The sequence below is a fragment of the Paenibacillus sp. GXUN7292 genome, from assembly GCF_050864975.1.
Classification (GTDB): Bacteria; Bacillota; Bacilli; order Paenibacillales; family Paenibacillaceae; genus Pristimantibacillus.
Genome location: NZ_JBOZWO010000050.1, coordinates 1 through 21,113, shown reverse-complemented (window position 1 = coordinate 21,113; position 21,113 = coordinate 1). Strand labels below are relative to the sequence as shown.

The window sequence follows — 21,113 nt, the reverse complement described above, 5'->3', positions numbered from 1 at the left end:
CCGCCTTTTTTCGTTTCAAACACTGATAAAAATGGCGTTTTTCTTTATATGCAGCAGTTGTTCACGAAGTTTCTAAAATTTTGTGACAGGTTTGTGACGCTTTCAAGTATCTATACAATTAATAGTAACAATAAGTTATTATATTTGAAGCAACTAAGAATGATTCTCAATATAATTTAAGATTCATTAAAATATAAGAATTTATAAGTTTAAGAGCTTATAGTGTTCTTCTGCTATTCATTACATTTTAGGCGAGAGAGGTGAAAAAGTAGTTGTCAGTTCGTGCAAGGAAGCCAGCTAATGTGATATTGGCAGCCGTCATCTGCCTTATAGCAGCTGCGGTGCTTTTTACAAAGGTTGAGGCGGCTTCTGATCTTAAAGACGGGTCATATTTGATCGATTATACCGTATTGCAAGCGGATAGTGATTCTGTATCGATCGCGAATGATTATTTCCAGAAGAAAGCGGCCTTGTTTGTTAAAGGCGGCAAAAAGTATATTGAGCTGAATGTGACGCATAGCGAGTGGGTTAAAACGCTGCAGGCTGCTGATGGAGAAGCTTTCACGGATGTAGTAATCATTAGTGAGGATAGGGAAAATGATTCGCGGCTTGTAACCTTTAAAGCCGGCGATAATTTAGCAGAGCCGGTGTTGATGCAAATGCATATTCAAATCGACTCTTTGAATTATAACCATAAGTATACGGTAAAGTTTCAATTTGACAGCTCGACGATTGAAGCAGCTGATTTGACACAATCGATTTCAAGCCTTTCAAAACCGCCAGGCTCAACAAATTACACTGCGATGGCATTAGCTGCAGTAGTGGGGGGCGTCGTTATAGCCGCAGTCATGATTGTTTTACGCAAGCGGCGGACGGGCAATTAGCTTTAAAAAATCAAAAGCAAATATCGCATACAAAAAAGGAGAAACGTTCATGAAAAAGCAAATCACAATATTTTTAACTGCATTTCTAGCATTATTTATAGCTTTGCCTGTGCTTCAAGCTGGGGCAGCTGACAGCAAGGCGGCAGATGGAGAGACGGCTATTACATTGGCTGTTCTTAAGGATAAGAGCGATGAGGCTTCTGCTACAGGTCAATACATAGACAGTGCGGCAAAATGGATCGTTGAAGACGGCAAATCCTACGTTGTAGCTACACTGAAAAGCAGCAAATGGTGGGAGTCATTTAAAGTGCAAGAGACCCAACCAGGCTCCTTCGAGGATAATAACTTTGTAGACGTTGAGGTGCTGAGCTCAGACGAGGCTGCCGATACACGTACAGTTAAATTTGCAGTTCCGGATATCAATCAAGTGCTGAATGCCAAAATTCATATCATCGTAACGGGCGTTCCAGGCGTTGGCTCTTACGATAACAGCTATGATATTCGTTTGAAATTTACTGGTGAAGACAAGGGCGAAGAGACAGGCAAGGAAGACGGCGAGAACGGCAATGGAGAAACTCCAGCTAAGCCGGCGTTGAAGGATGGCGAATATACAATCAATTTTGAAGCTTTGCATGAAAAAGAGGATAAGGCTTCCTCCATGGGCAGATATATTGCAGCACCAGCTTCACTTACCGTTAAAGATGGAAAAAATATTGTGGCTTTCACGTTGACAAACAATGAACAAATTAAACAGTTCCAGGTAGAAAAAGCAGGTGAGCTTGTTGACAGCACTGTAGTAAGTGTGGATGAAGCTGCCAATACAAGAGTTGTATCCTTTGAGGTAGAAAACTTTTCAGCGATCGTAAATGCCAAGGTTCAAGTATATGTAGCAGCACAGGATTATACAGGCAATCATATGATTAGACTTTCTTTTGATGCAAAAAGTGTAAAAGAAGTAAAAGCGCCAGTAGAGGTTGCTTTTGAAGATATTGATTCCTCCTGGGCAAAAGAGTATATCGTGTCGCTTGCTTCGCAAGGTAAAATTAAAGGGTTGTCCGACACTAAATTCAGCCCGGATACAGCGATTACTAGAGCGCAATTTACAGTTATGCTTGCTAGAGTGCTAGAGCTTCCGACCACTTCTTACGAGGGCGCATTTGCCGATGTGACAGAGAAGCTGGATTGGGCAGTATTAGAAATCGAAGCTGCACATCGCGCTGGTATCGTTCAAGGAAGCAACTCCAGCTTTAAGCCAAGCGATGCTATTTCTCGCGAGCAAATGGTAACGATGATTGTGAGAGCAATTGAAAAAGTAAATGCTGATTTGCTGAAGGATGTTCAAGGCAGCCTGGATTTTGCTGACAGCGCAGCTATTCAAGATTATGCGAAAAACAACGTTGAGCTTGCTGTAGGGTTAGGCATTATTGATGGCAAGGTTGTTAACGGAAAAACTGTATTCGCACCAAAGGATATTGCGACTCGCGCTCAAGCTTCGAAAATGATTTATCAGCTGCTAGAGACGATTAAATAGAAGGCCAACTGCACCGGCAGCATGAATTTTCGTGTTGCCGGTGTTGGCATGCTTATGCATGGACTTTCATGTGCACTAGAATGGCTTACTTTTTAATGGAGATGTGATAATGAAAAGGATTAATAAACGACTGGCTTTATTGTTTTTGTATATCGTTATAGCAGCAGCGGCGGCTTTTCCGCAGGGTGCATTTGCTGCCCGACAGTTTGAGGACGGCGAGTATTCCGTTCCGTTTGAAGTATTAAAAAGCTCCGGCAATGAAACTTCAGCTACAAATGAATATATGGTTACACCAGCCAAAATCAAGGTGGAAAAAGGTGAGCTTCATGCTATCGTAACGTTGAAAAACAGCACCTGGTGGAAGGAATTCAAAGTGGCGTCCGGAAGTTCTTACGCAGACGTGACGAAGCTCAGCGAAGATACCGAGAAGGAAACGAGGGTCGTGACGTTTAAAATAACGGATATTGAGCAGCCCCTGCCTGCCAAGCTTCATATTGTCGTTACAGGAATACCGGGCTTCGAATATGACAATAAGTACGATATCCGCTTTAAGTTTGACTACAGCAAGCTTACTGAGAAAAAAGCAGCTGCCGAACAGACGAAGCCACCTGTGACAGATTCAAAACATAATGAATCCAAACCAACTACGGATTCAAAGGCAACGACAGCTCCGCCTGTGCCTGGGTCCAAGCAGCCGCAGGCAGAAGCGACGAAAGCGCCGGCAGAGACGGCAAAGCCGTCAGCAAAGCCGCAAGAAACGGCATCTCCGTCGCCAAGCGCCGAGGTGAAGAACGAAGCTGGGGCAGGACAAACGGACGGTCAAGAGCCGCAAAAGACGCCGGAAAGCACGAGTGCACAAGGCGCAACCGGTAATGAAAGCTCGGAGGATACCGTAGTACAGGAAGTTGCGGATACGGAGCAACGCGGTTCGCAAACCGGAACCGATAATGAGGCAGCCGCGGCAGGCGGAACGAGCGCTGCAGAATCGAGCACCCAGCAGTCTGAAGAAAGCAAGTCGGCTGTCGGTATATATATTTCAGTCGCAGTTATTTTGATCGTGCTGGCCGCTGCGCTAGTGCTTATGAAATATCGAAACAGCAAGCAGCGGCAATAGATTATTAAGCCGCTGCAAGCAAGCGCTGCAAGAGGAGTTATGAATTATGAAAAAATTTATCGGCATGATAAGCCTGTTAATACTGCTGTCAGGCTGTGCGGGAGAGAGCAAGCCGGCAGAAAGCAATTCTCCGGAAAGCAAGCCAGTACAGCAAGCAGTCCAGCCGGAGGGCGATCGGATTGTCGCTACAACGGTTGCCATTACTGAAATTATGGATGCGCTTGAAATCGATTTAGTAGGAATTCCATCGAGTTATAAGGATCTGCCGGAGCGCTATAAGGGTGTTCAAGAAATAGGCAATCCGATGAGTCCGGATATGGAATTGCTGTTGTCGCTGAAGCCTACAGAAATAATGTCTGTTACTACTTTGGAATACGATTTGAAGTCATTGTTTGAGCAGCGTAGTATTACGACGAGTTATCTCGATTTTACGAGCCTCGATTCGATGCTGTCTGAAATTAAAGCGATAGGCGAGAAATATAACCGTACCGTGCAGGCTAATGCAATCGTGCAAAGCTTCGACAATAAGCTTGCTGAAATAGACAAAAAGGTTGAAGGCAAGCCATCGCCAACGGTCTTGATTCTGCTCGGCATTCCAGGAAGCTACTTGGTAGCAACTGAGCATTCCTATATTGGCGATTTGGTGAAGCGCAGCGGCGGCACAAACGTTATTTCAGGAGAAAAAGTGGAGTTTCTTGCTTCCAATACAGAGTATTTGCAGCAGGCGAATCCCGATATTATTTTGCGGGCTGCTCATGGTATGCCAGATGAGGTTATTCAAATGTTTGATGAGGAGTTCCGCACGAATAACATCTGGAAGCATTTCAACGCTGTGAAAAATGGCAGAGTATATGATCTGGAAGAAACGCTATTCGGCACAACAGGCAATTTGGCAGCGGCTGAAGCGCTTGATCAGCTGCAGCAGATGCTGTATCCGGAATGATTATGAATCAGATGAAGGGCGTCACAGAGCAATGAATAAAACAACGATCAGTTTTGTTAGTGTAGCCTTGCTGCTAGTTATCGTAACGATATACTCTGGCATGACAGGCAGCATCAAGGTTAGTGTTATAGAGTTTATTGGGGGCTTGTTCGGCGGCGATAACGATCAGATGGCCATTATTAAGGATTTGCGCTTCCCGCGTATTATAATTGCCCTATTTGCAGGTGCATGCTTGTCTGTTTCCGGTGTATTGCTGCAAGCCGTCATGCGCAACCCGCTTGCCGAGCCCGGCATTATCGGTGTCTCGGCAGGCGCCGGGTTTGTGTCTCTGCTTGCAGTATCTATATTTCCGGCCGTATTCTTTTTTGCGCCGCTGTTTGCGTTTTTAGGCGGGATGCTGGCTTTTATTTTAGTGTATACACTCTCTTGGAAATCCGGGCTTAATCCGCTGCGTATGATTTTAACGGGTATAGCTATCAATGCTTTATTTACAGGGCTGGGCCAGACGCTTGGGTTCGGTGGAAATGCGATGGTTATCTCGATGAGCCAAAATTTAACAGCATCGCTCGCTATGAAGAAATGGACCGATGTGGACAGCATCGTATTATTTGGTTCCATCGGGCTTATTCTTTCGTTATTCGTCGCGGGGTGGTGCAACTATTTGCTGCTGGAAGAGAAAACAGCGAAAAGCCTAGGCATACGCGTTAATCTGCTGCGCTGGATCATATCGCTAGCCGCGGTTCTGCTTGCTTCAATCGCGACTGCTGTAGCTGGCATATTCACCTTTGTCGGCTTGCTTGTACCGCATATTGGCAGGCTGCTGGTTGGCTCAAACTATAAAGCGTTGATTCCTTTTTCCGCTATGGCGGGAGCGTTGCTTATTCTGCTGGCCGATACGCTGGGACGCACGCTTATGCCGCCTCATGAAATCCCGGCTTCAGTCATTATAGCTATTATTGGCGGGCCCTTCTTAATATTTTTGCTGAGAAGAAGTGATCGTTATGGAAATTAACAATATAAGCTTTTCGTATTCGGGCAAAATTAAAACGCTGCATGACGTTACGGGTTCCATAGAGCTGGGCAAAGTTACGACCATTATTGGGCCTAACGGCAGCGGCAAATCGACGCTGCTCGATATTATGTCTAATCATGCAGTGCCCGACGCGGGCCAAGTTACACTGGATGGAAAGGTGCTGACCGATTTCCGGCCAAAGGAGCTTGCCAGGAGGCTGGCGATCGTGCACCAGCATAACTCGGCGCCAGCTGATTTGACGGTGGAGAAGCTGGTCAGCTACGGCAGAATTCCGCATCGCCAAATGTTTGCGCAGCAGTCAGAGCAGGATGCTGAGGCCGTGGAGCAGGCGCTGGCGCGTACCAATTTGCTGGGCAAGCGGAAGGCGAGCATTGCAGCTTTATCCGGGGGCGAGAAGCAGCGGGTATGGATTGCGGTTGCCCTGGCTCAGAGCACGCCTTATCTTTTTTTGGATGAGCCTACTACTTATCTCGATATATACTATCAATACGAAGTGCTGGAGCTGGTTAAATCGCTCAATGAACAGCACGGGATGACGATTGTGATGGTGCTGCATGACATGAATCAGTCTATCCGTTATAGCGATTGTATAATCGCGATGAAAAATGGCCGCATTCTCGCTATGGGCGCGCCGCAGGACGTCATTACAGCAGAAACAGTAAAGTCACTCTATGGCGTAGAGGTTATCATCAAAAATGATGCGGATGCAGGCATGTACATGGTGCCGATTGGGTTGTCGTAGTACGGGTTTCTAGAGGGAGTCGATTGCAATTTCTGGAGTAAGACAGCAGAGTTGTTAGCCGCAGCATCTGCAGGAAGACCGTCCATATGCCTAACTGTATTTTCTGTAGTTAGTTTTGCTCTTTTTTGGCTATTTGGCACCTTTAGATGCAAAACATGCAGCTAGATTCTCTAAAATTAAAGAAATTAAGCTATTTTGATAAAACTAGATGCAGGAAATCCCTTTAGATGCAAGGGAAATGGGGGGAATGAAGGAACTAGATACATGAAATGTACTTAGACACAACGCCTCGCCACCATGCACGTAATGCAGGCAAACCAATGAGTTTGCCGTTGTTATCTATTGAGGTTTCTCAACACGCCCGGACAAAAGTCCGGGCGTTTTTTACACCTTTAAGCCATTCTCAATTTCTAACGAATCGAGGAAGCGTTATTCGGCCGAAAAAGCCACTTTTTAAAATCTAACGAAGATAAACGATCTTATTGATGCTTAAAGACGCCTAAAACAGTAGTTTGTTCACAGATAGCGCACGTACGATTCGTTACAATTTCCAAACAGCTTATTTTAGTCCTTTAACGCTTCTAATCTTCGTTAGAAAGCAAGAAGAGGTGAGAAAGGCGGTAACGGGCGAAAAAACCATCAGCAAGTACGCATTCATCTGCAAATAACCGCCAAAGTATGCACATCGCATTCATCTGCAAATAACCGCCAAAGTATGCACATCGCTTTCATCAGCAAATAACTCCCAAAGTATGCACATCGCATTCATCAGCAAATTACTACCAAAGTGTGCACATCAGCATTCACTCAGCACATATCCACCAAGTTGAGCACATCAACTTTATTTCAGCACATAACCTTTTAATTGCTGACGCGCTTCCTTGCACAATGTGTCTTCGTCGATCATGTCGGACCAGTACTTTTTGAGCAGGCTGCGCAGCGCGTAGAAATGCACGTCGGTTAAGCCGAGATCTCGCTGCACCCGCGCTGAGCGCAAATGCTCGCGAAACATGGCATAGTGTGACGGGCGGTTAAGTGATTTGCTGTCCTGGCCAGTCTGCTCAGCGATCGGCTTATAAGCAGGAATGCTCAACGTATACTCTCTTATTTTTTGCTGTGCTCTGCGGGTGGCGAAATAACGCAGCAGCAAATTGGCTGCATGCTTATTGGGCGAGTTGGCGTTAATAGCCAAGCCAACGATAATTAAAAGTGTCGCTGGATAATCGGTATAAGGCAATGGAGCAACGTCGAATTGAATATTGGTATGCTTGAATTCATTCAAATTCAAATAGCTTGAAATAATAATAGATACGCGATCCTCAACAAACAATTGGTTGACGTCGTCATTGCTTTCAATTAAGTACCCCGGAAAAATAGTTCTGTTATTGACGAGCTGCTTCACCTGTTTTATATTATCCAGCAGCTTTGTCCCTGCCAGCTCGCATGTTTCCCCTTCCCCAGCAGGCTGAAAGGTCATGCCGCTTTGCAGCATGAAAAGAGGCCAGCGGTTTTCGGACAGCAAATGGAAGTACAGCCCATGGCGTTGTCCGGGAATCGCCAGCTTCTCCGCAGATTGCACCACATCGCTCCAGCTCCAGCTGCTGTCAGGTTCCGGCAGCTCCATTTTGCGAAAATGCTCCTTATTGTAGCAAAGCACCATAGGCGAGAAAACGACTGGCTGTACATAAAGCTTGTCCTCATAGCTGAAGGGCTTTTGTAAAAATGGATAAATGTCCGGCTGCTGCTCAACAGGCTCAAGCAGCTCGAGGCAATTATTTTCGACAAATTCCCCAAAGTACATGGGGTTCAAGGACAGTACGTCTACGATCCCATTCTCCAAAAAGTTTTTGAACGTGCTTATGTTATGATTTCCAACAGTCGGATGCCCAGAGGAAATGGGGATGGTTTTCACTTGAATTGTCGGAAACTGTGCATGGAAATCAGCTAACAGCTGCTGCAAAGCGAAGTCGCGCTCTATTGAAGGGCTGCAGCCAAGCGTCAGCACGATGCGCTCCTTGGAGCCGGTGCCAGTTACTTTATTGCCGACCCGGTTGATCTTGACGATCAGCCCTTCGTCTACGAGTGTATCCAGCCCTTTGCGGACAGATTTATTGCTCAACTGATACAGCTCGGCTAACTTCATTTCCGGGGGCAAAAATGAGCCCGGAGGATAAACGCCGTCCATAATCTGCTCGCGCAGCTTTTGGACAAAAGAGTCCAGGCGTTCCTGAAACGGCTTCCGTTTGGAAGTTGTTGTCATCGTATAAGCTCCTTTTTCATACATCAGAAAAATAATGTAATGTACGAATGAAATGTGCGAACGAGAAAAAACATGTCTATCCTGATGTATTTCAACTGATGTATTTCAACTGATGCATTGTAGTGTACATGAAACGATTGACACTAAATACACTTATTTGTATGATGGAATTGAAATTATACATCAACTAATTAGATGTGATGTATTTTATAAGTTATATTCTACACTACAAATGAATCGCTTAACAAGGGGGTGCCGCTGAAAAAGGCAAACAATATTACCGAGGTATATCAGCTTCGTTTCAGCAAATAATTGTCAGCGCTTACATTATGGATGATGGGGGTAAGGACATGAACAGGCTAAAGTTTAAAAAATTTCTTTACACAGGGTTATTGGCAGTTATCGTAGCGGCAGTAAGTCTTGCAGGGTGCTCCAGCAATAATGGGAACGGTGGACAAAGCTCGCCTTCTGTATCGCCGTCAGCTCCCACCGAATCGTCTTCGCCAGAGCCGGAAGGCGCCAAGGAAATTACATTAAACTGGCTGACGTATCAGTACGGGCCGGTGGATGACAATTCGGAAAGCAAGAAGCTGCTTGAGGAAAAGTTCAATGTAAAATTCAACATTTGGTACATGGATGCAACGAAGCGTGAAGAGCTGCTTGGCACAAAGATGGCGAGCGGACAATTCCCGGACTTTATGACTGTATATAACGGAGCCGATCTGGCGAAGTTTATTGATCAAGAGGTAGCCGTGACGTATACCGAGGAAGAGCTGAATACGTATATGCCGAATTATAAGGCGCTTGTAGATAAGTACAATCCTGAATCATGGACTTACGTAAAGCGTAACGGCGAATATATGGGTATACCTAGCTTGAATACGGACGGCGTGTATGGCTGGGCTGTGGCATGGAGAAAAGATTGGCTCGATAAAGTCGGCATTTCTAAAGTTCCCGAAACGTTAGACGAGTTAATTGATGCGATGACGAAGTTCCGCAACGGCGATCCTGACAACAATGGGAAAAAGGATACGTACGGCATGTCCAAGACAGGCATGCAAATGGTATATGGAGCGTTTGGCATTTATCCGGAATTTTGGACAGAGCGCGATGGCGAAATCGTATGGAGCGGCATAACGCCTGAAGCGAAAAAAGCGCTTGAGGTGCTGAGACAGATGAAGAAGGATGATTTGATCAGCCCGGAGTGGGTGCTGCCTAACGGAGAAAACCAGGGCGGATATTGGGCGGTATCGCATGACTTTGTAAACGGTAAAATCGGCCTTTCCAGCCATGGTGCTTATTATCATTGGGCTCCGGCCAACCCGGACAAAAATTTCCCTGGCGGGGACAATCCGAAGCTGATGGCCGAGACGAATCCGAATGCTGTTATCGCATACGGCAAGCCAGTGAAAGGACCGGACGGCAAGGCCGGAGTACCGGCGCCTGGTATGACGGGCTCGACTTATATGGCCTTCGGCAAAGAAGCTAAAGACCCAGAGGTGAAGCATCGTATTATGCAGATATGGGATGCAATCTACGGGGATTACGATCTATTTATGAAAGTTAAATTCGGCACGTTGGGTGAGACCTACGATATGGACGGCTTGATGCCTAGGATGAAGGAGCAGTTCAGTAAAACCGATGAGCAGGCAAAGCTTGGCTTGCATATTACGTTCACGCCATTTGCCAATCCTGAGTTTTTAAGCAAGTGGCAGGACCCTGCTGAAGTGGAGAAGACGAGATCGCTGTTCCTGTATCCGGACGGCTCGATCGCCAATGTGGTCAAATCACCGCTGCCTTCTGAATCCAAGTATTACAGCAATTTAGTGAAGTTCCAGCAGGATACGTTTACCGCGATTATTAACGGCGACAAGCCGCTGGATGAATTCGATAAATTCGTTGAGCAGTGGAAAAATGAAGGCGGCGATCAGCTGACGAAAGAAGCGAATGAATGGAAGCAGTCCTTGAAGTGAGTAGTTGAAAAGCGAGAAAGGCGAAAGGTTAATAGGTCGCCTTTCTCGTTCTATAAGGAGGAGAAGAGAGAACGTGCATGCAAACGAGATGAAAAGTATGCCTCCGCAACCGTCAAGATTGAAAGTATGGCTGAAGTCTTACTGGAAAAACCGCTATTTGTTCTATATGCTGCTGCCATGCCTGCTCTATTTTTTAATTTTTAAATACTTTCCTATCTATGGAATTGCTCTTGCGTTTAAGGAGTACAAAATTGTACATGGCATATTCGGAAGCCCGTGGAACGGGCTGGACAATTTTAGGGAGCTGTTCGCAGGGAGAGATTTCCCGCGCGCTTTTCGCAATACGATGATTATTAGCTTTTATAAGCTGATTTTCGGATTTCCGGCTCCGATTGTGCTGGCGATTCTATTAAATGAGCTAAGGGTCATTATTTTTAAAAGAGTCGTTCAAACCTTGAGCTATTTGCCGCATTTTTTATCATGGGTCGTATTGGCTGGCGTTTTTCTTGAAATTTTCTCGCCAACCCGCGGTGTCATCAATTATTTCATATCGAGCTTGGGCGGCGATCCGATATTTTTCTTTGGAGACAGGGATTGGTTTCGAACGCTTCTGGTCAGCACTGAGGTTTGGAAAACGGTCGGCTGGGGCTCAATTATATATCTGGCTGCCCTTAGCAACATTGATCCGACCTTATACGAAGCGGCGGTTGTTGACGGCGCAAGCCGCTGGAGACAGATGCTGCATGTGACGCTGCCATCTCTTTTGCCAGTTATTACGATCATGTTCATATTCGCGGTAGGCGGAATTATTAATGACGATTTTGACCAAATCTTCAATTTCTACAATTCATCCGTGTATGAGGTTGGGGACGTTCTGAGCACCTATACCTATCGGATCGGAATCGGCGAGATGGAGTACGGTCTGGCAACAGCGGCAGGCTTGTTCACAACGGTTATTGCCTTTGTTTTAATTCTCGTCACTAACTTTATCGTCAAGCGCTTCAGCGAATACGGAATCTGGTAAGGAGCATAGCTATGTCCATGACTATAGGAAAAAAATCGGCTGGAGAGAAAGCATTTGATATCGCCAATATTATCTTTCTTTCTCTGTTCGCTTTTTCGGCAGTATATCCATTCATTAATATTATTGTCGTATCCTTCAGCACACCCGCTGCTGCCAACCAGTACGGGTTGAAGCTGTGGCCAAAGGAAACGACGCTTGCGGCCTATGAACTTGTCTTTGCCAACAAGCTGATTTGGACCGGGTATTACAATACGATTTTTCGTACGGTAATCGGCACAGCGCTTAATGTTATATTTTCGGTGCTTTGCGCCTATCCGCTGTCCAAAAAATATTTGCCGAACCGTAATCTATATACGTCTTTAGTCGTTTTTACGATGTTTTTCAGCGGCGGATTAATCCCTAACTATTTGCTCATCAAGGAGTTGGGGCTGCTCGATAACCGGTTTTCATTAATTTTGCCGGGCTTGATCGCTGCCTTTACGATGATTATCGTTCGTAACTTCTTTATGGCTATGCCGGAGGAAATTGAGGAGTCCGCTAAAATTGACGGGGCTACAGATATTCGCGTCCTATTTAGCATCGTGCTTCCCGTGTCTATGCCCATTATTGCTACGATATCGCTATGGTATGCGGTTGCCCATTGGAACGCCTGGTTCGATTCGCTGCTGTATATAAGCAGTCCGGAGAAGACGGTGCTTGGCAACGTGCTGCGAAAAATCATTATTGAAGGCTCACCGCAGTTTCAGCAATACGATACGTATGATCCTACGAAAGCTAACAGTGTAGTTACGCCGGATATTATCCGTGCGGCAACGATTATGGTCGCGACAACACCGATCTTGCTCGTCTATCCTTTCATACAGAAATATTTTGTGAAGGGCGTCATGATAGGATCGCTAAAAGGATAGGAGGTGCACAGGATGAACGTAAAGCCGAATATCGGCCTATATCTGGAACCAAGCAATATCGAGCTTGCGAGGCAAAATTTGAAGCAGTTTGCTTGGGCGCGGCAGGCATTTGAACAGTGGAAGCGGCAATGTGAGCAGTGGCTGGAGATTAGCGAGGAGCAGATTTACGCTTGCGTGCTCGGCATGAAGGATGAGGTATTCGCATACGGCATATCGGGCTGTCCGGCTTGCGGCACTGCCTTCCCTATGGAGCCGGCAAAGCAGCACGGCATGTTTTCGTCTATTAATGAGCTGCCTGCCAAAAAAATCACATGTCCAAGCTGCCGAGCGGTTATGCCGAGCGATGCTTTTCCGGATTCAGGCGCTGGATTGGAAATCGGCTCGAAGGCTTACTATTTGATAGGCATGTGGAATTTCTATTATGCGGGAGAGCTGCTTGGCGGCGTCAGAAACCATGAAGGGCTAGTTACAAAGCTGACCTATCTTTATATGCTGACAGGCGATGCGCTTTATGCCGAAAGGGCAATCGTTATTTTAGATGCTTTTGCCGCTATTAATGAAGACTCAATCGGCCCAAGAGATTTTACGGCGTTCGGCAGCGAGTTTGAAATCGGAAGATTGCATATGCTGACCAGCATCGTGCACCGCATTAAACTGTTTTTGGCACAGGCCTATGACTGGCTCGGCGGGTTAAACGGACTATTGGATGTGCCTTCACCGGCATTAGAGCGTTTGGGCTTAGGCGGAACAATACGCAGCAATATTGAAGCTATGCTGAATGATTATATGCTGACTGAACCCGGAGGCCCTTATTACGACCTGAAGGATGGCAATCTGACCAATCTGCAAAATCATGAGTCGGATGGCGTCCGCGCCATGCTTGCGGTAGGGCTGGCGCTTGGCCGCGATGATTACTGCGAGTGGGGGCGTACTGCAGTTGAAGCATATTTCTACAATGCGCTTGGCCGTGACGGCATGTATTATGAAGGCTCATACGGCTATTCGCTGTTTACCGGCACGATTTTTCTTGATATTGCTTTACTAGCGCTGCGGGCATCAACGAAAGAGCAGCTGGAAGCTTTTCACCCTTTTGCATGTGACAGATTTTTTCGTTTTGCTGTGGAAAATCCGCTGGACATGCTTTGTCATGGCCATCTGCCCTCCTATGGCGATTGGGGCAAGGACAGCTTCGTAGGACGGACAGCTAATCCCGAATTATTGCTGGAAGCGTACAGAGCCGCTCTTTATTTCTATCAATTCGCTCCTTCCAACGAACTGCGAGATAGAGCTCGCAAGATTATGCTTCAGGTCTATCCGTCGATTCAGGAGCGGCTTGGAATCAGGGGGATCGACTTGTTCTTCCGCCATCCGCAGGAGGCGGCAGCTTTGCCGAAAACTGAATATGCATTGCCGAAGCATACTACGCTTATGGGGCAAGCGGGCATCGGCATTATTCGAGGGGCGGAGGATGCTGCCGTATTCATGCGCCTGGGGCCGAATTTAACCCATGCCCATGATGATGTGCTGGCCTGCCAGTTTTATGATTGCGGCAAGGAAATTTCGGCAGATATCGGCTACGGCATATACGGCACGAATGCGCATTTGGGCTGGGGCAGCAAAGCGATAGCGCATAATACGGTAGTCGTTAATGGCGATTCGATGCTGCGTTCAGGGCAGCTCTTCAAGCCGTTTGCCGGCGGGGAATTTACCTGGTTGCAGCAGGAGAAGCAGGTAAGCGCGATGGAAGGCCGCGCGCCTCGCCTGTACGGCATTGACGATTACAGGCGAATGCTCGCTGTTGCTTCCTTAACTAACGGCCAATCCTATGTCGTCGACTTTTTTTATGTAGAGGGCGCCGAGACGACGGATTATGCGTTTCACGCATTCCATGAGGAAAGTACGCTTCAGCTTCGCGGAACAGTAGAGAAGCCCGCTTTGCATTGGACACTGGCTGGCGTCGATTCGCAGCAAAAGCTGTATTATGATAAGCCGGGGTTAAGCTTAGGCGAGCGGCTGACTACAGGGGAGACTTTTTCCGAGCTGCTTGAAGGGGAAGAGGCGAGATTGTGGACTCCGGAGCCGAATAACGGTTACGGCTTTATTTATGGTGTGAAGGAGTACGAGGGGGCTGAACGATTCGTAGAGGCTAGCTGGGCGGCAAAGAGCGGAACAAAGCTGAGGTGGATCGGGCTATGCGAGTCGGGCGACCGCATATTTACGGGAAGCTGTCCAAGCTTGGATGGAGCGGCTCAGCATCCTATTCTGATTCAGCGAAGCAGTCAAGCGAAGAAGCTGTATGCTGCTGTGTTTTACGCATCGGATGCGGATGCGGCACAAGCCAAGGAATGCGTCAGTCAGGTAAGCGGGCTCCAAGCTGCGGGTACAATTGTAACGGCTATTGAAGTGCAGCTGGCGGACGGCTGTACAGATTATTGGGTATACAGCCCGAGCTGGCAAGCGATTACGGTAAGTGTGCGCGGCCAGGATTGGCTTATCCGGGGACGAAGCGCGTGGATGCGTTTGGATGCCGGCGGCGAGGTAATGGACGGTACCTGCTTGTGTGCAGAGTCGATGCGATACGGAAAGTACGAAAAAAACGGCAGCGCAGAGCGCTGGATGCGCATCGTTCGGGTTGATGAAAAGGAGTCTGCCATTTGGATTGAAAATGACGAAGCTGCCTTTAATCCGGGTAAGAGCTGCGCTTTTGCCAAAATACGGCCTCAAGGCTTTGATCAATCTTCCATATATCCTACTCAGCAGGTTACGCAAGACGGCGGGTTGATGAAGCTTCACCTGCGTGATTCGCTTGTACTTTCCAAAGGAGTTGTGCATAAGACGGAATCGGATATTATCCAAACCTTGTATCCGCTGCCGCTTGGTGCAGATGCTATGGAAGGCGGCGAGAGGGATACTCCGTTCCGCGGAAGATGGATGAAGGGGCAGAAGGGAGGGCTTGCTGAAATAGTTGCGATCCCAGAGCTGAAGCGGATCAGGGCGCATATATCAGTCCCTTTCGCAGATGGCGAAGCATTCGAAATATTGGAGCTGCAAACGGGCTTTGAATTGGCTTTTGTTTAATCTAACTTTCGAGGAGGATTAGGAATGAATAGGAAAGCAAGAACTTATAAGGCTCTTATTGTTTGTATTTTGGCGGCAATGTTAGGCAGTGTATTCCCCATGCAGGCATACGCGAACGCTGATGCAGGCGAGGAAAGCACGGTGAATGAGGCGGAGCCTGTTAATTTGGCGCTTAACAAAGCTGTAACGATTACTCAGCCTGATGATGTATTTGATAAAATCGCCGGCATTGGCGCATACGGAAAAGAAACGACGGATTTATCGAAGGGAGGAATGCTGACAGACGGTAAATACGGCAATTTGGGAAACTGGGAGGATACATCCAACTGGTTCGTTTTCTATCGCAAGCTGAAGCGTGAGGTCGTTGTCGATCTGGAACAGATCCATACAGTAAACCGGATTCAGATTGGCTTCGGTCAAACGAACGGTGTCGGAATTGTACCGCCTCTCAATGTCCGATATTATGTTTCAAATGATGGCACGGATTACCGGTATGTCGGAATTGCCGAGCCGGATGTTCCGCTTTATTTTGCCGATACGGCCGGAAATTCGATGCACCGCAAAATATATAAGCTTGATGAATATTTGGATGGCTCGCCCTTGAATGTGCAAGCGAGATACGTAAAGCTCGTATTTGTTATTAATACGTTTGGCTGGGCGGATGAAATTGAAGTGATAGGCCACGATGGGGTAATCGATAACGCGATCATTCCGCCTGATGTTCATGACGGGCTTCATTTCGACAGGCTGCCGGAAGCGGGAACCGGGGAAGCCGCCAATATCGAGGATCAATTTCTATGGTATTCGGGTCCGATGAGAGAGGCTGACAAAGCTTTTACAGATTGGACAAAAGAAAAGGCGCTGGCTATGCTTGGTTATCTTGATATTCATGGGGATATAAAAGACTGGTATTTCAATGATTTACTCGCTATCCCGGTCGTTGCGATGGTTACACCGTCAGGCTTTGACGGCAACGGAGCAGCCAAATTTGTCACCAAGCAGGACCTGCTAGCTTATCTCGATTTTATTTTTAAAGAGGATACGCAGTTCGGGGCGATCGACTGGGCGGCAGGGGAAGTGAATGACAAGCTTGGAACCGACAAAAAAGTAAGAATCAATATGTCGATTCCTTGGATTGTTAGCAGTTCGAATTTCGGCGATATTTATGGAGACGGCAGCAAGCTAAGCACCCTCCCGGCTGATTTTGCCGATCAGGTGGATGATCCTGGCTCCAGAGAAGGCAAACTTGAGATGAACCGCCTTGCTTTGGAAAATAAAAAGCTTGCCTTTAAATGGTATATCGATGAGGTAATAAAGCGCTTCGAGCAGGCTGGCTATAAAAATTTAACGCTGGACAGTTTCTATTGGTACCACGAACGGATTTTGGAAGCGGAAGGCGAGGTCGATGCAATTCGGTTCACTGCGGATTATTTAAAGGATAAAGATTATTTCTTTACCTGGATTCCGTACATCGGCCCAAGCTCTCCTTACGTATGGCGGGATTTGGGCTTTACGGCCGCTTCGATTCAGCCGGGCTTTGCTTTCAATGCCAGTAAAAAAAATATTTTCCCTGAAATTACAAAGCTGGCTGAACGAGTAGGAGCGTCTGTGGAAATTGAATATGATGATTACCGGACGCTGGCTCAGTATTTGAATTACGGCGAATCGCTAGGTTATATGACGTCTACTTTTAATACGTATTACATGGCTGCAATGCCGATTGTAGACGGAGCATATGCTTTTAGCCCGCTTGATCCGAAGAAAGTTCCCGATTCTTTGGCAGCTATAAGGCGAAGTGTTTATGACCGGGTGTATGAGTATAAGACGGGGCAGTATGAGCGAAGATTTACTGCTAATTTGATAACGGATATTGCCAATAAAAATAAGATGACTGCGGCGATCAAGCTGCCGCTGGCCAACCATTACGTAAGCGGTTCAATGGAAGTTTTGTACGATGCAACCAAGGTAGATTATACCGATTTTGTCGTGCCTGCATCCTCTAAAGCTAATGTTGAGATCGATCACAGTACGCCTGGCCTTTTAAAAGTTGAATTTTCAGTCGACGATCCGCAGGATGCTATTTTTGCAGATTTGATAGAGCGGCGCAATCCGCTGGCAGGGGCACCGGAGCTTGTTACCCTTCAATTTGCTATAAAACCGGGTGTTTCGGACAGCGCGATTTCAGGCAGAGACTTTGTACTGAGCTCGACTGGCTCCATGATGGATGTCGAAGGCTTGATCTATTCGAACTTTACGTCCAGTGATATCGAGCCGGGAACAGAGGCTGCCCGTTATGCATCGGCAAGCGCCGCTGTTGTCCAGGCCGAGGCGACCTTCCTGCCTCGCGATATTCAAGCAGCAAAGGCGCTAGTGAACGTACTGCCGGACGGTCCGAATAAAACACGCCTGCTGAATAGGCTTGCAGTGCTCAATTTGCCCATTGAGATCGTAAAGCTGAGTCCGGAGACGTCCTTCAAGCTGGGGGAGGAAGCGAAAGTAACAGTTAAAGCTACAGTGAGAAGCACCTCATCGGCTCAAATGACGCTGATTATGGGGCTTTATGACAAAGCGTCCAATCAGCTTGTTTCTTACAATGCAATCAGCCAATCGCTCGACAGCGGCAAATCTGTTGAAGTAACGGGCTTGATCAAGCTTCCCAAGACAGGGCAGTACGAAGTGAGATGCTTCGTCTGGGACAGCCTGGACGGAATGATTCCATTATCCGAGCCAATTCATATTGCAGTGAATGAATAAATAGACGAGGAGGCAAACCTTGTGATAAGAAAAGCAATCATCATTTGCTGCCTATTATTCGGAATATCGGTCGCTGCAGCATATGGGGAGGGACTGCAGCCTACGATACAAGTAGAAGTGACAGGCAAGCAAGTCCGCGTAACAGGTACAGTGCTGTCTGCCGGCAAGCAGGTAACGCTTTTGGTGAAGAACCCTGCTGGCCAAATCGAGCATATTAATCAGCTGGCGAGCAGCTCGGAAGCGGCATACAGCTTTCAATTTACAATTGCTGATCCGCTGAAGGGAAATTATACGGCCTATGTGGGCAGCAGCGATCTTGAAGCGCCTCTCGAGTTATTATTCAAGCTTCCGGCAGACGGGGATCAGCCCTCACAGCCGCCAGCGTCATTCCCTGTCGCTCCTTCTGCGCCCAGGCCTGATTTAATGATTGTTGACGAGAGCCTGCTTAGAACGGCTAAAAATGGCAAGATTGCGTTAGAGGTCCCTGCGGGCAAAGCAGGCGTGCTGCTGGGAGGAAAAGCGGCCGAGGCTGCAGGCGGCAATCAGCTGGATATTGCAATTGGCCATGCCATGATTAGTATTTCCCCTGAAGCCTTGCAGGTAATTTTAGAGCAAATTGAAATGGAGCAGATAGCGAATATGGGAATTTCCTTAACGGCTGCTCCATTATCTGCAAATGAAGCAACAGCTCTTATGAATAGAGCCTCTAAACTTTCTGCGGCCAATATTAAGTCAGAAGGAGAGATTATTCGAGTACAGCTTGCTATCATCGATTTGAAAACCGGCGAAGAAATAAAGATGTTACTTCTGAAGCAGCCGCTGCAAATTACTTTTATGCTGAATCGGAATGCAGACTTAACGCTTGCAGGTATTTACAGGATTTCGGATAAAAGCGAGTTGGAGTTCCGAAAAGGTGAAGCTGGCAAGGAGCCTTCATCGTTCACAACAAGGATAAGCGATCTCGGTCTGTACGGCGTGCTCACTTATGACAAGTCGTTTGTCGATGTTCCTCCTACCCATTGGGCCTATCGGGCGGTGAAGGTGTTATCTGCCAAGCATATTATTAAAGGAATCAGCGATGCTGACTATGCGCCTGCCAGGCAGGTAACACGCGCAGAAATGGCGGCGCTGCTGAATCGCACACTCGGTCTCTCCGTACAACAAAAAGCAGGCTTTGCCGATGTTGATCCTGCTGCTTGGTACGCCGATGACGTTGCGGCTTTGGCGGAGGCCGGAATTATTAAGGGCGTGTCGGAAACAATCTTCGAGCCTGACCGAATGGTAACACGTGAGGAAATGGCAGTGATGCTGGTCAGAGCATACAAGGTTAATCGCAGCGTCGCTGACGAAAGTCCGCTGGAAATCGTTTTTGAGGACCAGTCCCAAATATCTGAATGGGCAGCCGATTCTGTATTAGTCGCCTATCAGCTTGGGCTTATTCATGGCAATGAGAAGAAGCAGTTTCATCCCAAAAGCTCTGCTACGCGAGCCGAGATGGCTCAAGTTATTTATAATTTTTTGAAAAAATAAACTTAATTCCAAAAAGAGATAATGGGAAGCGGAGGAGGCAGCATGAGAAAAATAGTAGTAAGCGACGGAAGCCCGTTGATAGCCAATGGGGATGAGCCGCGTTTTGATCAAGCAAACAGAGTGCTGATTGAGGTGCGCTATTCTGCGATCAGCCCAGGTACGGAGCTCCAGCTATTGCGCAATCCGCTCGTACCGAACGGCTTCGAGCTCGGCTACAGTGCGTCCGGACAAGTGATGGAGGTGGGGGAAGGCGTCACTACGCTGAAAAAAGGGGACTATGTCGCCTGTTATGGCGGCCCTTATGTGTATCATGCCGAACGGCTTTCCGTTCCTGAAACATTATGTGTTCGTTTATCTTCTGAAAAGTGGTTGAAACCTGCTGCATTTATTGGGCCGGGCGCCGTTGCGATTCATAGCCTGCGGCGCTTGAACCTGCAGTTTGGCGAAATTGTATGGGTTGTAGGACTCGGCTTGCTTGGACAATTGATTGCCAGGCTGGCATTGAATTCTAATTATCAAGTGTTTGCAACAGATCAAAATGCAGGGCGCTGCAATCTGGCGCGAGCTATCGGGATTAGCAATGTATGCATTGCCGATGATCTGTTATCGATTGATATGGCCATTAATAAGCTGACAGACCAGCATGGGGTAGATGCGATATTGCTATGCGCGCATTCTCAAAAAGTCGGAATTATTGACTATGCGCTGGAGCGTTTGGCGTTTCGCGGCAAAATCGCCGTCGTAGGCAATATTCCAATGAACTTTTCACGCGAGTTGTTTTTCCAGAAGGAGGCTGACCTGGTCATTGCGCGAGCAGCTGGTCCCGGCAGGTATGACAAGCAGTATGAGGATGATGGGGTCGATTATCCGAAGTCCTATGTGCGCTGGACGGAAGGGAGAAATATGCAGGAGTTTGTGCGGCAATTGGAAAGCGGGCAGCTTCCTGTCCACTCCCTGATTACACACGAGTTTTCGCTTCCTGAAGCGCATAATGGCTATGCGAAGCTTGCTGCGGAGCAGGGCTCTGCGCTTGGTGTGTTAATCCGCTATGACTAGCGTGTAGTACTGTTTGAGTAGTTGTGAATAAATAAAGCATTAAGAGAAAGGGCAATAAGAAAAAGAAATAAGCAAAAGTGGAGGGCAAGCTGCCCTTGCTTTTGCTTACTTTTTTTGCTTTAGTGTTCGTGGTAGCTAAGTTACAATGGAGACTGGCAAGTGTTCGTGGCAGCTAAGTTACAATGAAGATTGGCAAGTGTTTGTGGTAGCTAAGTTACAATGGAGACTGGCAAGTGCTCGTGGTAGCTAAGATACAATGGAGACTGGCAAGTGCTCGTGGTAG

At 47.2% G+C, this 21,113-nt stretch carries 14 protein-coding genes; 13 read left to right on the top strand and 1 reads right to left on the bottom strand.

What is annotated here, in order from left to right; genetic code table 11:
* The first annotated feature begins 272 nt into the window (after positions 1–272).
* The 6 genes from ACRRU2_RS25725 (at position 273) to ACRRU2_RS25700 (ending at position 6,247) form a co-directional block, all read left to right on the top strand.
* On the top strand, positions 273–884 hold the full coding sequence (locus ACRRU2_RS25725) for an NEAT domain-containing protein (RefSeq protein ID WP_432506054.1): 612 nt from the start codon (positions 273–275) through the stop codon (positions 882–884).
* Between the two features lie 49 nt (positions 885–933).
* The gene (locus ACRRU2_RS25720; protein WP_432506052.1) at positions 934–2,415 is read left to right on the top strand and encodes an NEAT domain-containing protein; all 1,482 of its coding nucleotides are present in this window, start codon (positions 934–936) and stop codon (positions 2,413–2,415) included.
* A gap of 109 nt (positions 2,416–2,524) precedes the next feature.
* Entirely contained in the window at positions 2,525–3,529 is a 1,005-nt protein-coding gene (locus tag ACRRU2_RS25715) for an NEAT domain-containing protein (RefSeq protein WP_331697863.1), read from the top strand.
* Between the two features lie 46 nt (positions 3,530–3,575).
* Complete coding sequence (gene isdE / locus ACRRU2_RS25710; protein ID WP_432506050.1) at positions 3,576–4,472, top strand: heme ABC transporter substrate-binding protein IsdE; 897 nt, start codon at positions 3,576–3,578, stop codon at positions 4,470–4,472.
* A gap of 31 nt (positions 4,473–4,503) precedes the next feature.
* Complete coding sequence (locus ACRRU2_RS25705; RefSeq protein WP_432506048.1) at positions 4,504–5,484, top strand: FecCD family ABC transporter permease; 981 nt, start codon at positions 4,504–4,506, stop codon at positions 5,482–5,484.
* The gene (locus ACRRU2_RS25700; protein WP_432506046.1) at positions 5,474–6,247 is read left to right on the top strand and encodes an ABC transporter ATP-binding protein; all 774 of its coding nucleotides are present in this window, start codon (positions 5,474–5,476) and stop codon (positions 6,245–6,247) included. The genes ACRRU2_RS25705 and ACRRU2_RS25700 overlap by 11 nt, the downstream gene beginning before the upstream one ends.
* 841 nt (positions 6,248–7,088) lie before the next feature.
* Here the strand turns inward: ACRRU2_RS25700 and ACRRU2_RS25695 are convergent.
* Complete coding sequence (locus tag ACRRU2_RS25695; protein WP_432506044.1) at positions 7,089–8,507, bottom strand: extracellular solute-binding protein; 1,419 nt, start codon at positions 8,505–8,507, stop codon at positions 7,089–7,091.
* Between the two features lie 350 nt (positions 8,508–8,857).
* Here ACRRU2_RS25695 and ACRRU2_RS25690 point away from each other — a divergent pair, with 350 nt between their 5' ends.
* The 7 genes from ACRRU2_RS25690 (at position 8,858) to ACRRU2_RS25660 (ending at position 20,830) form a co-directional block, all read left to right on the top strand.
* Entirely contained in the window at positions 8,858–10,480 is a 1,623-nt protein-coding gene (locus tag ACRRU2_RS25690) for an ABC transporter substrate-binding protein (RefSeq protein ID WP_432506042.1), read from the top strand.
* Between the two features lie 73 nt (positions 10,481–10,553).
* Positions 10,554–11,504 carry an ABC transporter permease gene (locus tag ACRRU2_RS25685; RefSeq protein ID WP_432506040.1) on the top strand — a complete coding sequence of 317 codons (951 nt, stop codon included), beginning with the start codon at positions 10,554–10,556 and terminating at the stop codon, positions 11,502–11,504.
* Positions 11,505–11,515: 11 nt separating this feature from the next.
* Positions 11,516–12,412, top strand: a complete 897-nt coding sequence (locus ACRRU2_RS25680) for a carbohydrate ABC transporter permease (protein WP_331700718.1) — start codon at positions 11,516–11,518, stop codon at positions 12,410–12,412.
* 12 nt (positions 12,413–12,424) lie between these two features.
* Positions 12,425–15,490, top strand: a complete 3,066-nt coding sequence (locus ACRRU2_RS25675; RefSeq protein ID WP_432506038.1) for a heparinase II/III domain-containing protein — start codon at positions 12,425–12,427, stop codon at positions 15,488–15,490.
* 24 nt (positions 15,491–15,514) lie between these two features.
* Complete coding sequence (locus tag ACRRU2_RS25670) at positions 15,515–18,244, top strand: DUF4855 domain-containing protein (RefSeq protein WP_432506036.1); 2,730 nt, start codon at positions 15,515–15,517, stop codon at positions 18,242–18,244.
* 21 nt (positions 18,245–18,265) lie between these two features.
* Positions 18,266–19,774 (top strand): S-layer homology domain-containing protein, encoded by a 1,509-nt coding sequence (locus tag ACRRU2_RS25665; RefSeq protein WP_432506034.1) that lies wholly within the window; start codon positions 18,266–18,268, stop codon positions 19,772–19,774.
* Positions 19,775–19,816: 42 nt separating this feature from the next.
* The gene (locus ACRRU2_RS25660; RefSeq protein WP_331700714.1) at positions 19,817–20,830 is read left to right on the top strand and encodes a zinc-dependent alcohol dehydrogenase; all 1,014 of its coding nucleotides are present in this window, start codon (positions 19,817–19,819) and stop codon (positions 20,828–20,830) included.
* The last annotated feature ends 283 nt before the right edge of the window (positions 20,831–21,113 follow it).